Here is a 13,890-nt window from a genome sequence, read left to right on the forward strand (position 1 = left end):
CCATGCCGCGCGCTCTTCTGCTTGTGGAAGATAACGAGGACATCCTCGCCAATCTTTACGCCTTTCTTGAGCCTATGGGCTATGTTCTGGACTGTGCCCGCAATGGCAAGGCCGGGCTTCAGATGGCCCTTGAGCACGATTTCGACTGCATCGTGCTGGATGTCATGCTGCCGGGGCTGGACGGCGTGAGCCTGTGCCGCCGCCTGCGGCAGGAGCACAGATGCGCCACGCCCGTCATCATGCTCACGGCGCGTGATGCCGTGGCCGACAGGGTGACGGGGCTTGAGGCCGGCGCCGACGATTATCTGGTCAAGCCTTTTGCCTTCAGGGAACTGGAGGCGCGCATCCGGGCTTTGCTGCGGCGGGGCCGCATGCAGAGCGTCACGGGAATGGACAAGGGCGGACTGTGGACCTGTGCCGACCTCACGCTGAACGATGAAGAGCATTGGGCCGAGCGTCAGGGGCGGCGGTTGCGTCTGAGTCCCACAGGATTCCGTATTCTCAAGGAACTGCTGCGTGCGGCGCCGGGGCTTGTGCGCCGTCAGCATCTGGAACAGCTGCTGTGGGGCGACGAACCGCCGGAGGGCAGCGCGCTGCGCACCCATATTCATGAATTGCGGCGCGAGCTGGACAAGCCCTTTGGCCTGCCCCTGCTGCACACGGTGCCGCACGTGGGCTACCGCCTGAGCCCCGACCCCGCCGACGGATGCGTGGCCGACATTGCGGAAAATGGCTTCTCATCAGGCCCGACCAGTCCGGCTCGCTCGGCCAGCCCGGCCAGCTCCTGTACTGACAAGGATGTGGGCTGATGACTCCCGCTGCGTCCCCTTCGTCTGCTTCTTCCCGCATCAGGCCGCCAGCCCGAAGCCGCACTGTTTTTGCGCGCCGGATTCTGGTGGCTTTTGTTTTTCTGGCTCTGGGCATGGGAACGGCCCTCAGCATTGTGGGGCATCTTTCCTTTGATTATCTGGGCACCTACCTGGTGGGCTGGCATGCCCGCCCGGTGATGGAAACCCTTATTGAGGCCGAAAAGCGCGCCTGGGAGGCTGAAGACAGCGGGCGCGACCAGCTGTACTACGGTGAAGACCTGGCAGCGGCCATGCACTGGACGTTTCTGGTGGGCAAGCAGGTGTCGCCGCAATGGCGCGACCTGCCCGACGGCCTGCACTTTGTGGAGAACGATGCCGAGTTTGTTCTCATCGAGCGCCGTGACGGTGTGGAGTACATGCTCAGGGGCGGCACTGGCGGTTTTCAGGCGCTCAAGGACCGGCTCAACGGCATCCTGCTGCTCTGCGCGCTGGCCGGACTGGCCGTGGCGGTGCTTCTGGCCATAGTTTTGAGCCGTCGTCTTACCGATCCCCTGCGGCGGCTTACCCTGGCGGTCGAGGGGCGTCCCACCACGGGGATGAACCGTATGACAGCCGGCTCCCAGGCCGTGCGCGACCCGGAATCCGACATGTGGGACGATCCGCCCGCCGACCGGGCCATGACCGTGTTTGCGACGCCCGCCGAAATTCCCATGACGGACATGGATGACGAGGTCGGCGTGCTGGCCCGCGCCATTGCCGCCCGCGAGGAGGCGCTTTGGCGTTTTGTGCAGCGCGAGAGCCATTTTACGGGCGATGTGAGTCACGAACTGCGCACCCCGCTCACGGTCATGCAGGGCGGGCTTGAGGTGCTTGAACTGCGCCTGGAACGCCTGCAGCAGGGTGACGACCTTGCCCCTGTGGTCAGCAGACTTCTGCGCACCACAGGCCGCATGAGCGATACGGTGCGCACGCTTCTGTTGCTGGCCCGCCGCCCTGAAGAAATACAGTTTCAGGTTTTGGACTGCGCCGCCTTGCTGCGGGAGGCCATAGGCGAGATGGAGCGCGAAGGGCTGGCGTACGCGAGAGAAGTGACTGACGGGTCCGACACGCCCTGTGCGGCAGGCTGTTTGCCCCACATGGTGGAGCTGATGCTGCGCAGCGAATCTTCGCCTGCGCCGCAAGACGGCGGTCTGCCCGCATCGGGGCCGGCCTGCGAGACGACCGAGGGGCTTCTTTGTGAGCCGTCCGCACGACCGCGTTCCTTTGCGTCTCCCCCGGTCGATCTGGCAACAGTCATACCCGCGTACGCGCACGCGCGCGCTCAAAGGGAACTGGCCATAATCATTTTCAAGAATTTGCTGGACAATGCCTGCAAGTATACCGAAAATGACCGCGCCTTTGTGCTTCTTGAATCCGGCAGGATGCTGGTGGGCAACAAAGGCCGGACACCTTGCGATGTCGATATTTTTGCGCGCGGCGTGCGCCGGCGCAACTCCACTGACCACAACGCCGACGGGGATGGCGCAGGGTATGGGCTGGGGCTTTCATTGGCCCAGCGCGCCTGCGAACGCCTCGGCTGGCTGCTTGAACTGCTGCCCTCCGCCTATACCGGAGCGGAAGAGATAACGGTGTTTCGCCTTGTTTTTCCTCCGGCAGCCCAAGGAGAAGACGTGTAATGTCAGGTTCTCAGATCAGCCCTGTTCGCGGTATGTTTTCGGGCCGTCGCAAGCTGGTGGCGGTGGTTCTGGTTCTGCTGGCTGCGGCGGCGGGCTGGAAGCTGCTGGGCAAGGGCGGCGGCCGCCCCGGCATGAGCATGGATGCTCCGCCAGTGCGCGTGGCCACGTCCCTGGCCCAGAACGTGCCGCATTTTCTTAACGGTCTTGGCACGGTGCTGCCGTCCGGCGACGTGCTTGTGACCAGCCGGGTTGACGGTCAGTTGCTGCGCCTGCACTTTGCCGAAGGCCAGCGCGTGAAAGCCGGAGACCTGCTGGCGGAGATAGACCCGCGTCCCTTCCAGGCCAGCCTGGATCAGGCCATGGGCAATCTTGCCAAAGACAGGGCCCAGCTTGAAAACGCCCGCAACGACCTTGCCCGGTACGCCAAACTTGCCCAGGGCAACTACATAGCGGCGCAGCAGTATGAAACGCAGCGCGCCCTGGTGAGGCAGTTTGAGGGCGTTGTGCGGGCCGATCAGGCCGCCGTGGATTCGGCCCGCCTGCAGCTGGAATACAGCCGCGTTACCGCCCCCATCAGCGGGCGGCTCGGCCTGCGCAATGTGGACGAAGGCAACATGATCAAGGCTTCGGACGCCAACGGTCTTGTGCGCATCACCGAAATCAGCCCATGTGACGTCATTTTTACCCTGCCGGAAAGCCAGGTGCCGCTGGTGGTGCAGGCCCTGCGCCACAACGAGAGCCTGCCCGGTTCCCCGCCGCTGCTTGTTCAGGCCTGGGACAGGGAGCAGAAGCGCCTTCTTGCCGTGGGGCAGCTTCTTTCGCTGGACAACCAGATAGACAGCGCCACCGGCACGGTGCGCCTCAAGGCCAGCTTTGCCAACAAGGACGGCGCTCTTTACCCCAACCAGTTCGTCAACGCGCGTCTGCTCGTGCGCGTCCTGCCGGGAGCCGTCACCGTGCCAGCCTCCGCCGTGCAGCTGGGCACGCGCGGGGCCTACGTGTATGTGGTTCGCCAGGCTGAAAAAGGGCAGGATGAGGCGCAGATACGTCTGGTGACGCCCGGCGTCAGTTCCGGCGGCCTGACGGTCATCGAAAAGGGGCTGGAGCCTGGCGAAAGGGTGGTGGTGGATGGCCTGGACCGCCTGCGGGACGGCACTGCCGTGCGCGTGGCGGCCACAGTGGAAACGCCCAGGGCGGAGTCCGTGGACGGAACCGCCGCTGAAGACTCCGGCGCTGCCCAAAACGCCCCCCCCAATATCCCGCAGGCGCAGGGGAGCGCGCCCACCGACGGCACGCCGCCGCCCAAATCCGGGCAGGCCCCGTAGAAACGCGCCGCGCCGCTTTTGCCGTACAGGACAATGCCGCCATGAATCTTTCGCGCATCTTCATTCTCCGGCCCATAGCCACATCCCTGCTCATGGTGGCCCTGCTGCTGTCTGGTCTTCTGGGCTACCGCTACCTGCCTGTGGCGGCGCTGCCGCAGATAGACTATCCCACCATCCAGGTGCAGACGCTGTACCCCGGCGCTTCCCCCGACGTCATAGCCTCCGTGGTGACGGCCCCGCTGGAGCGCCAGTTCGGCACCATGCCGGGCCTTGTGCAGATGAGTTCGCTCTCGTCCGCCGGAGCCTCTGTCGTTACCCTGCAATTCGACCTTTCAATGGCTCTGGACGTGGCGGAGCAGGAGGTGCAGGCCGCCATCAACGCGGCGGACAACCTGCTGCCTTCCGACCTGCCCACGCCGCCCATATACAACAAGGTCAACCCGGCGGACCCGCCCGTCATCACCCTTGCCGTCACCAGCGACGCCATGCCTCTGACCCGGCTGGAAGACCTGGTGGATACGCGCATGGCACAGAAGATTTCGCAGCTGCCGGGCGTGGGGCTGGTGACGCTTTCGGGCGGGCAGCGCCCCGCCGTGCGCGTGCAGATGAATCCCAGGGCGCTGGCCAACGCTGGCCTTACTCTCGCTGACGTGCGCACCGCCATAGCCAAAACCAACGTCAATGACGCCAAGGGCAGCTTTGACGGGCAGGAACGCGCCAGCACCATCGACGCCAACGATCAGCTCTCCTCGGCGGAGGAATACGCCAATGCCATCATTGGCTACAGGGACGGCGCTCCCCTGCGCCTCAAGGATGTGGCCGATGTGGTGGAAGGGGCCGAGAACGCCCGTCTGGCGGCCTACGTCGCCGGTGACGGCATGAGTTTTCGCCCGGCCATCGTGCTTTCGGTGCAGCGGCAGCCGGGGGCCAACGTCATCGGCGTCGCCAACAGCGTGACGCAGCTTTTGCCCGTATTGCAGCAGACCCTGCCGGGCAATGTGGAGGTGCGCGTGGTTACGGACCGCACCACCACCATCCGCGCAACGGTGCACGACGTGCAGCTTGAACTGCTGCTGGCCGTGGCTCTGGTTATCTGGGTCATCTGGCTTTTTTTGCGCAACGCGCAGGCCACCATCATCCCCGCGCTGGCCGTGCCCCTCTCTCTGGTGGGGTCGCTGGGCGTCATGCATCTTGCGGGCTATTCGCTCAACAACCTCACGCTCATGGCCCTTGTCATCGCCACAGGCTTTGTGGTGGACGACGCCATTGTGGTCATTGAAAACATTTCCCGTTATCTGGAGCAGGGCATGCGCCCGCGTGAGGCCGCGCTCACGGGCGCGGGGCAGATAGGCTTTACCATCATATCCCTGACCATTTCGCTGGTGGCCGTGCTTATTCCCCTGCTCTTCATGGGCGATGTGGTGGGCAGGCTGTTCAGGGAATTCGCCGTTACCCTGGCCGTGACCATCCTTATCTCCGCGGCCATATCACTGACGCTGACGCCCATGCTCTGCGCCGTCATGCTGCGGCCCGAGCGCCACGCAAGCCAGAAAAGCGAAGGCCGTTTTTTTACGCGCCTGCTCCAGTGGTACGAGGGCAGGCTGGACTGGGTGCTGGCCCATCAAAAGTTCACCCTGACCGTGGCCGTGGGCACCCTGGTGCTGACCGTGCTCCTGTACGTGCTGGTGCCCAAGGGATTTTTTCCCGTGCAGGACACGGGCGTCATACAGGGTGTGGCCGAAGCCCCGCAGGACACGTCCTTCAAGGCCATGGCCACACGGCAGCGCGAGCTTGCCCAGGTCATTCTTGAAGACCCGGCAGTGGAAAGCGTGGTGTTTTTTGTGGGGGTGGACGGCATCAACCAGACCATGGCCACTTCGCGCCTGAGCATAGAACTGCGCCCGCTGGACGACCGTGACGCCCGCGCGCCCGCCATAGCCCGGCGCATCATGAAAAAGGCGGCCGCGTTGCCCGGCATGACGCTGTATCTGCAACCCGTGCAGGACCTGACCATTGAGGACCGCGTGTCCCGCAGCCAGTACCAGCTCACTGTGGAAGCTCTGGACAAGACGCAGCTTGACGCCTGGGTGCGGCGGATGGTGGACGCCCTGCGCCAGCAGCCCCAGCTTGAGCTTGTGACCAGCGACTACCAGAGCCCCGGCCGCATGGCCTGGCTCAATATCAACCGAGACGCCGCCGGAAGGCTCGGCATCAGCATGTCTGATATCGACAACGCCCTGTACGACGCTCTGGGCCAGCGCCTCATTTCCACCATTTTTACCCAGACCAACCAGTACAAGGTCGTGCTTGAGGTGGCTCCGCGCTTCCGTCAGGGGCCGCAGGACATTGAAAATATCTACGTCAAGGGCGGCGACGGCAAGCCCGTGCCCCTCACCAGCATCGCCACGGTGGAGGAACGTCCCACCCAGCTTTCCATAGCGCGTCAGGGGCAGTTTCCCGTGGCGACCATATCCTTCAACGTGGCCCGGGGCTCTTCACTGGGCGCGGCTGTAAAGGCGGTCACCACCACCTTTGAGAGCCTGCAACTGCCGGATTCGTTGCGCATACGGTTTCAGGGGGCCAGCCAGGCCTTTGTGTCGTCCACCGACAATCAGGTGTGGCTCATTCTGGCGGCCATCGTGACCATGTATATTGTGCTGGGCGTATTGTACGAAAGTTATATCCACCCTGTGACCATTCTTTCCACCCTGCCTTCCGCCGGGGTGGGGGCTTTGCTGGCTATCATGCTTGGGGGCATGGAGCTTGGCGTGGTGGGCATTATCGGCATCATCCTGCTCATCGGCATTGTCAAAAAGAACGCCATCATGATGATAGACTTCGCCCTCGACGCCGAACGCAATGAGGGCAAAGCGCCGCTGGCCGCCATACGGCAGGCCTGCCTGCTGCGCCTGCGGCCCATTCTCATGACGACTATGGCGGCCCTGCTGGGCGCGCTGCCCCTTATGGTGGGCTGGGGCATGGGCGCCGAGTTGCGTCGTCCCCTGGGCGTGACCATGGTGGGCGGCCTTATTGTCAGTCAGGTGCTGACGCTTTTTACAACGCCGGTCATCTATCTGTGGTTTGACCGCTTGAGCCGCCGTGTGCGCGGCAAGGGCGCGGCTGAACCCGATGCCGCGCCGGATGGCGCATCCGCAGGCGAAACCGGGGGCCAGGCCTCGGGCATGAACGCGCCCGCGCGGCCCGAAGAGGGCAGGTCATGAACCGCCCCCCGGAAGCCGGAACAGGCGGCAGGCCGGACACCCCCCGCGTGCGCAGAAAACCGGAGCCCGGCCACAGGCTCGGCCCTCTGGTGCTGCCCCTGAATATTTCCGCGCCCTTTATCCGGCGGCCCGTGGCAACAGCCCTTCTGACCATAGCCATAACCCTGGCGGGCATCGTGGCCTTTGGCCTTTTGCCCGTGGCCCCGCTGCCGGATACGGATTTTCCCGTGGTTATGGTGCGGGCGAACATGCCCGGCGCAGGGGCGGAAACTATGGCCGCCACGGTGGCCACGCCGCTGGAACGGGCCTTGGGGCGCATAGCCGGCGTCACGGAAATGACCTCAAGCAGCAGCCTTGGTTCCACCCAGGTCATTTTGCAGTTTGACCTCAACCGCAATATCGACGGCGCGGCCCGCGACGTGCAGTCGGCCATCAATGCGGCGCGTTCCAACCTGCCGACCATGCCGTCCAACCCTTCCTACCGCAAGGTGAACCCGGCTGGCGCGCCCATCATGATCCTGTCCATCACCTCGGACGTGCTGACCCGCTCACAACTGTACGATGCGGCCTCCACGGTGCTGGCGCAAAAAATATCCCAGCTTGCCGGCGTGGGTGAAGTCATTGTGGGCGGCGGCGCGCTGCCTGCGGTGCGCGTGGAGGTCATACCCGACGCCCTCAGCAGGGTGGGCCTGAGCATGGCGGACGTACGCAAGGCGCTTGCCGCAGCCAATGCCTATCTGCCCAAGGGGCAGATTGAAAGCGAGACCAACTACTGGCTGGTGAGCGCCAACGACCAGTTGCACCAGGCGGAAGACTACAAGCCTCTCATCGTGGGCCGCAGCGGCGGCAGGGTCATACGCCTCGCTGACGTGGCGGAGGTGGTGGACAGCGCGCAGGACGTGCGCGCCATGGCTGTCTCCAACGGCAAACCCGCCGTGCTGCTCATTGTTTTTCGCTCGCCCGGAGCCAATATCATCGAGACTGTGGACAGGGTGAAAGATATGCTGCCCCAGTTGCGCTCCTGGCTGCCGGAGAGCGCTGATCTTGAGTTGCGCATGGACCGATCGCTGACTATCCGCGCATCGCTGCATGAGGTGGAAAAAAGCCTGGTGCTGGCCATGGCCCTTGTGGTGCTGGTGACGTTTCTTTTTCTGCGCAACGGGCGCGCCACCAGTATTCCGGCGGTGGCCGCGCCTGTGTCGCTCATTGCCACCTTTGGGGTCATGTACCTTTGCGGCTACAGCCTGGACAACCTCTCGCTCATGGCGCTCACCGTCTCCACGGGTTTTGTGGTGGACGACGCCATTGTGGTGCTTGAAAACATCGTGCGCCGTCTGGAAATGGGCGAAAGCCCCCTGCGGGCCGCCCTGCGCGGCGCGAGGGAAGTGGGCTTTACCGTTGTGTCCATTTCTCTTTCCCTGGTGGCGGTGTTCGCGCCCATTCTTTTTATGGGCGGCGTGGTGGGGCGGCTGTTCCGAGAATTTTCCGTGGTGCTGACCACGGCGGTGCTTGTTTCAATGGTGGTTTCGCTCACCACCACGCCCATGATGTGCGCCAGACTTTTGCGGCCCATGAACCAGAGCGAGCACGACGCCAGGGCCGCTGCCCAGGCGCAGCGGTTGTGCGCCGGCGGCCTTTGCGGCCTTGTGCGCAGATTTTTCGCAAGGCTGGGTGATGCGTGGGGCCGGGTGCTTTCGGGCATGCAGAAGGGCTACGCCAAAAGTCTGCCTGTGGTGCTGCGGCATCCGCGTCTGACCATGTTTGTTCTGCTGCTTGTGGTGGCGGCCAATGTATGGATGTATATCACCGTGCCCAAGGGTTTTTTTCCCGAGCAGGACACGGGCGTCATCATGGGCGGCATCCGCGCCGACCAGAGCGCGTCCTTTCAGGCCATGCAGGTCAAGCTGGCCAAGCTTGTGGAAGTTATACGCGCGGACCCGGCGGTGCAGCAGGTTTCTGCCCATATTTCCGGCGGGCGTGGCGGCGGTGGCGTCTTTATTGCCCTCAAACCTCTGGCTGTACGCAAGGTGAACGCGCAGGCCGTCATAGGCAGGCTGCGCGGCAAGCTTTCCGGCGAACCCGGCTTGCAGATTTTTTTGCAACCGGCGCAGGACATCATGATGGGCGGGCGCGGTTCGCGTTCGCAGTACCAGTACACCCTTCAGGCCGATAATCTGGACGATCTGCGCACCTGGGGCCGACGCATGCAACGGGAGCTTGCGTCATTGCCGATATTCAAGGATGTGGACAGCGATATTGAAGAGCGCGGCCTGCAAACCACAGTCACGGTCAACCGCGACGCCCTGGCGCGGCACGGGCTGACCATGAAGGACGTGGACTCGGCCCTGGGCACTGCCTTTGGGCAAAGTCAGGTCTCCACCATTTACCGCGACAAGAACCAGTACCGCGTGGTGCTCGAATACGGGCCGGACTGGCTGCAAAGCGAGGAAGCCCTTGAAAAGGTCTATCTGCCGGGCAAAGAGGGGCTGGTTCCCCTGCTGAGCGTCGCCCATGTGGTTCCGTCCTTTGCGCCGCTCTCCGTCTCGCATCAGGGGCAGTTCGCCGCAGTGACCCTTTCCTTCAATCTTGCGCCGGGTTCGGCGCTTTCGCAGGCGCAGACGGCCATTGATGAGGCGCGGGTCAAGATCGGCATGCCCTCCACCATTGTGGGCAGCTTTCAGGGCACCGCCAAGATGTTCAGCGACACGGCGGGCAATCAGGTCATCCTTATCCTGGCGGCCCTGGCCGCGCTGTATATTGTTCTTGGCATGCTGTACGAAAGCCTCATCCATCCTTTGACCATTCTGTCCACGCTGCCTTCAGCCGGAGGCGGGGCCTTGCTGGCGCTCATGCTCTTCAAGATGGAGTTCAGCGTCATTGCCCTTATCGGCGTGCTGCTGCTGTGCGGCATCGTCAAAAAGAACGCCATCATGATGATCGACTTTGCCCTGGAGGCTTCGCGCAGCCGCAATCTGCCCCCGGACAAAGCCATCTATGAGGCATGTCTGCTGCGCTTTCGGCCCATCATGATGACCACGGCAGCCGCTATCCTCGGGGCCGTGCCTCTGATGCTGGGCCAGGGCGACGGAGCCGAGATCCGTCAGCCCCTTGGCGTGACCATTGTGGGCGGCCTTCTGGTGAGCCAGATTCTGACGCTCTATACCACGCCCGTGGTGTACCTGTGCCTTGACCGCGCCCGGTTGCGCGTGCGCCGCTGGTGGTGGCGCGTACGCTACGGCGAGGCCGTGGCGGGCAGATTGCAGGTTTTGAGCAAGAAGGCGTAGGCCCAGGCAGACGCAGACGCGGAGTATGTCAGGGAAGTACGGATTAAAGAGCCTCTTGGAAACGCGCAGTTGTTTCGTTTGGCAAGGCGCAATCTTTTTTTGAAGCAGGAGTGGACTCTTCCGTCCTCAACTGTTTCAAAAAAAGTGAAGCAACGCCGCCAAACGGAATAAATCAGCGTTTCCTTTAAAATGTTTTGTGGGGGAGGGACCCTTTTGCAAAAGGGTCCCTCCCCCACACCCCCTCCCCCTAAAACTCTTATTGTGGTTCAGAGAGTTCACTAATGAAATACCCTGACGGCTGCGCGCAACAGTCCATCAAGTATGCGAAAATGCCGTAACGTGCGTGGCTTCAGCCAAGGTGCAAAGTAAAAACCCCCTGACGGGGGTTTTTACTTTGCACGCGGGGATATTGAGTGAAGTGGCGGTGGTCGCGGGCAATCTGGATTTCAAAGGCGCACCGCAATACGGTGGAAGATTCTCACAAGCGTATGCCCATAATGCCATATGCAAGCATCATGAGATCAAACCATATAAACATGGAAATTGGCTGTAAGAACAGGCACATGACAAAAGTGGTCAGGGGTATTTTAATAAGAATTGAAGGGCTGACCCTATGGCGAAAGCGTAAAAAATACAGCCCTGCTGACAGCAATGCAACTACCCCTGTCCACAGTGCGGCTTCTACTATTCTGTATACCCAAATTTCGTCAAAGGAGTCCTGGTGCAAGACGCTCGTCAGTTGCGTTAGTTCAACATTAGTGAAGAAGAAAGTAGCGCCAACACCTATAAAAACCTGCGCATACATCCAGAAGCTACGCTCGAACCGAAATATTTTCAAACAAGCAACCGTGCCCGCAAAACTCGTGATAGCAATAGCAGTATTGGTGACAACATCAGCCGTGCCGGTGAGTTCCAAGGATAACCATACGTCCTGCACAGCCCATAACGTAAGCAGCAATAACGGCCACTGCCGCACCCATAAATCTACTATGAATCTGGTTGTAGTATTTACAATATACTCAATACGTTCAACGATCATGTGCACATCCTTTTGAGCAAGTATGTCTCACAGTGAATTCGTATTTTCGGTGATTCCCAAAAGGCTGGAGTCAATTACTGAAACGAATGATACTTCTCACTCGGGTATGCCGAGAAGGCCATATATATTCATTATCAGGATAAACCATGTAAGCATAAAAAAAGGCTGCAAGAATACGTACATGACAAAGGTTGTCAGGGGTATTTTAATAAGCACTACGGAGCTGACCCTATGACGAAAGCGTAAAAAATACAGCCCTGCTGACAGCAATGCAACTATCCCTGTCCACAGTGCGGCTTCTATTGTTCTTGATATCAACTCTTCGTCAATGGTTTTCAGGTGCAAGGCGCTCTTCAGTTGCTTTAATTCGGGATTAATGAAAAAGACAATGCCCCCAACACCAATAAAAACCAGCGCATACATCCAGAAGCAACGCTCAAACCGAAATATTTTCAGGCAAGCAACCGTGCCCGCAAAAGTCGTGATAACAACAGCAATATTGGTGACGACAACAGCCGTGCCGGTGAGGTTTACGGATATCCATAAACTCAGTACAGCCCAGAGCGTTAGCAGCAATAACGGCCACTGCCGCACCCATAAGTCTACCACGAATCTGGTTGTAGTATTTACCACATACTCAATACGTTCAACGATCATGCGCGCACCCTTGGGATAGAATGTAGCTCAATGTAGCATGACAGCATCTGTTCAAAATAAAATGGGGCAGCGAATATTGGGTTAAAGAGTTTGTTACGCCATTATTAAAGTACATTTGAGATAACTAGAGCAGATTAACTTTGAGAATATATACTCTCAAAATTTAAGGCACGCTCACTACTACGTTAAACCGTGCAGATAAACTGCGCTTACGCCTCCGCAGCGAACATCAGTTCGCGCAACCATCAGAGCAATGTAAAAGTTAACGAACTCTACACCAAGCGTATGTGGTTAAGTAGTTTTTTGGCTATGGTGCTGTCAACAACATTTTTTATAGTTAACAAGCTATAAAAAATGGAGAAAACAAAAAACTGCACAGGTTAATATTTTTTTAATTAACGGGCTTTATTGATATAAATTTTTATAAAAGTGACCAAAAGCGCCCTTCGGTACCGGATAACCCGCACCAATCAAGCAAATAGCGGTGCTGAACCCGTTCAGTCTTACATATCCTCGTCATGAAGCTATACTCCCGCCAAATCATCAACCATTGTCATACAGGAGGCTTCATAATGGCAGGAAGTTATGGCGGCAGGCATGGCGGAGCAGGGCATGACGTATCAGGGCAGCCCCGGTTGAAAAATGGGCAGTTTACCTTTGTGGCGGATAAGGCCAGGGCGGAGATGGCCGCAAGGCAGGCTCAGGCTGCTCTCAACGCGCCCATGCCCGTTTCGCCCGACGCGCCTCTGGAAGAACGCATGTACGCCGAGAGCGTGGCTGATGTGGTCAAGAGACATTCACAAAAAGATCACTCCGATCTCAAACCCTATACAGCGGAACCCGGTGCAACGGTGCCATACTATCGTATGGGGGTCAGGCCGTTAGATTGGGCAGCTTTGCAAAGTAGTTATGGCAAGAGGTTCTTAAAAAAAGGCCCACACGTTGACCATATGCACTTTGTGGGCAGCGACGGCAGTAACTTCGGCTTTACATGGGGCGGGACATTCTCTGAGGACGTGGAAAAGCTGGACACCTATCAGGTAGAAACGCCCAAATACCGTAAAGAGTATATTGACCGCGCGCGTGCGGAAATTGATGAGGAACACGGGCCGATAGAAATTTTTCATACTCAGCAAGATAGAAGGTTACGCTATCTTATTAATGTTAACTGCCAAAGTTATTTCGCTAAGGTGCTCCAGAAAGCCAAACAGTATGAGACAAAGGTCAAACCCTTGGTGCTCCCGTAGAGGAGTTTACTCATATGTCTAATTTTTAAGAACATGTTCTGACAATCAAGCCCCGGTGGCATCAGAACTGCCGGGGCTTGTCTTTTATTCGGGTATGCCGAGAATGCCATATACCTGCATTATCAGGATAAACCATGTAAGCATAAAAAAAGGCTGCAAGAATAGGTACATGACAAAGGTGGTCAGAGGTATTTTAATAAGAACTAAGGGACTGACCCGATGCCGGAACCGCAAAAAATAAAGCCCGGCTGACAGTGCTATAATGACTCCCGTCCATTGCAATGCTTCTGTAAGTCGCCATATAACATTGTAGTCTAACGCTTCCAGATGCAGAGATTTCTGTATTTCATGTATATTGACTGGATCAAAGGCTACAAAGGGAAGGCCCATAAACGCCAGTCCGTATATCCAGAAGCAGCGTTCAAGGTGAAACACCTTCAGGCAAGCAACTGTACCCACAAAACTTGCGGCGAAAACAAGCCTGCTTATGATGTTATCCGTTTCCAGAAAATCCACCACAGCGCACAGGATGAGCAGCAATAACGGCCACTGCCGCACCCAGAAGTCTACTACGAACCTGGTTGTGGTATTTACCACATACTCAATACGCTCAACGATCATGCGCATATCCT

At 59.1% G+C, this 13,890-nt stretch carries 9 protein-coding genes; 6 read left to right on the forward strand and 3 right to left on the reverse strand.

The genetic code is table 11. From position 1 onward, the window contains the following. Window positions 1-2: 2 nt before the first annotated feature. Genes ACZ5DH_RS01475 through ACZ5DH_RS01495 form a run of 5 tightly spaced genes read left to right on the forward strand, consistent with a single transcriptional unit; the run spans window position 3 to window position 10,315 of the window. Window positions 3-809 carry a response regulator transcription factor gene (locus tag ACZ5DH_RS01475; protein WP_464255398.1) on the forward strand — a complete coding sequence of 269 codons (807 nt, stop codon included), beginning with the start codon at window positions 3-5 and terminating at the stop codon, window positions 807-809. Beyond that, window positions 809-2,485 carry a sensor histidine kinase gene (locus tag ACZ5DH_RS01480; RefSeq protein ID WP_464255399.1) on the forward strand — a complete coding sequence of 559 codons (1,677 nt, stop codon included), beginning with the start codon at window positions 809-811 and terminating at the stop codon, window positions 2,483-2,485. The genes ACZ5DH_RS01475 and ACZ5DH_RS01480 overlap by 1 nt, the downstream gene beginning before the upstream one ends. Then, complete coding sequence (locus ACZ5DH_RS01485; protein ID WP_464255400.1) at window positions 2,485-3,810, forward strand: MdtA/MuxA family multidrug efflux RND transporter periplasmic adaptor subunit; 1,326 nt, start codon at window positions 2,485-2,487, stop codon at window positions 3,808-3,810. The genes ACZ5DH_RS01480 and ACZ5DH_RS01485 overlap by 1 nt, the downstream gene beginning before the upstream one ends. A gap of 41 nt (window positions 3,811-3,851) precedes the next feature. Beyond that, the gene (locus tag ACZ5DH_RS01490) at window positions 3,852-7,031 is read left to right on the forward strand and encodes an MdtB/MuxB family multidrug efflux RND transporter permease subunit (protein ID WP_464255401.1); all 3,180 of its coding nucleotides are present in this window, start codon (window positions 3,852-3,854) and stop codon (window positions 7,029-7,031) included. Then, window positions 7,028-10,315, forward strand: a complete 3,288-nt coding sequence (locus ACZ5DH_RS01495) for an efflux RND transporter permease subunit (RefSeq protein WP_464255402.1) — start codon at window positions 7,028-7,030, stop codon at window positions 10,313-10,315. Before ACZ5DH_RS01490 ends, ACZ5DH_RS01495 begins: the two co-directional genes overlap by 4 nt. 478 nt (window positions 10,316-10,793) lie before the next feature. On the opposite strand, the gene ACZ5DH_RS01500 is transcribed toward ACZ5DH_RS01495, so the two are convergent. Beyond that, entirely contained in the window at window positions 10,794-11,354 is a 561-nt protein-coding gene (locus ACZ5DH_RS01500; protein ID WP_464255403.1) for a hypothetical protein, read from the reverse strand. Window positions 11,355-11,450: 96 nt separating this feature from the next. Continuing rightward, window positions 11,451-12,011, reverse strand: coding sequence for a hypothetical protein (locus tag ACZ5DH_RS01505; RefSeq protein WP_464255404.1), 561 nt, complete (start codon window positions 12,009-12,011; stop codon window positions 11,451-11,453). Window positions 12,012-12,583: 572 nt separating this feature from the next. Here ACZ5DH_RS01505 and ACZ5DH_RS01510 point away from each other — a divergent pair. Then, entirely contained in the window at window positions 12,584-13,258 is a 675-nt protein-coding gene (locus ACZ5DH_RS01510; RefSeq protein WP_464255405.1) for a hypothetical protein, read from the forward strand. 84 nt (window positions 13,259-13,342) lie between these two features. Here the strand turns inward: ACZ5DH_RS01510 and ACZ5DH_RS01515 are convergent, their stop codons facing one another. Next, on the reverse strand, window positions 13,343-13,879 hold the full coding sequence (locus ACZ5DH_RS01515; RefSeq protein WP_464255406.1) for a hypothetical protein: 537 nt from the start codon (window positions 13,877-13,879) through the stop codon (window positions 13,343-13,345). Window positions 13,880-13,890 lie beyond the last annotated feature (11 nt).

This window comes from Desulfovibrio simplex (assembly GCF_055387835.1).

Coding starts and splice junctions, on each gene's coding strand:
- ACZ5DH_RS01475 (WP_464255398.1), top strand. CDS start 3: ATGCCGCGCGCTCTTCTGCTTGTGGAAGATAACGAGGACATCCTCGCC.
- ACZ5DH_RS01480 (WP_464255399.1), top strand. CDS start 809: ATGACTCCCGCTGCGTCCCCTTCGTCTGCTTCTTCCCGCATCAGGCCG.
- ACZ5DH_RS01485 (WP_464255400.1), top strand. CDS start 2,485: ATGTCAGGTTCTCAGATCAGCCCTGTTCGCGGTATGTTTTCGGGCCGT.
- ACZ5DH_RS01490 (WP_464255401.1), top strand. CDS start 3,852: ATGAATCTTTCGCGCATCTTCATTCTCCGGCCCATAGCCACATCCCTG.
- ACZ5DH_RS01495 (WP_464255402.1), top strand. CDS start 7,028: ATGAACCGCCCCCCGGAAGCCGGAACAGGCGGCAGGCCGGACACCCCC.
- ACZ5DH_RS01500 (WP_464255403.1), bottom strand. CDS start 11,354: ATGATCGTTGAACGTATTGAGTATATTGTAAATACTACAACCAGATTC.
- ACZ5DH_RS01505 (WP_464255404.1), bottom strand. CDS start 12,011: ATGATCGTTGAACGTATTGAGTATGTGGTAAATACTACAACCAGATTC.
- ACZ5DH_RS01510 (WP_464255405.1), top strand. CDS start 12,584: ATGGCAGGAAGTTATGGCGGCAGGCATGGCGGAGCAGGGCATGACGTA.
- ACZ5DH_RS01515 (WP_464255406.1), bottom strand. CDS start 13,879: ATGATCGTTGAGCGTATTGAGTATGTGGTAAATACCACAACCAGGTTC.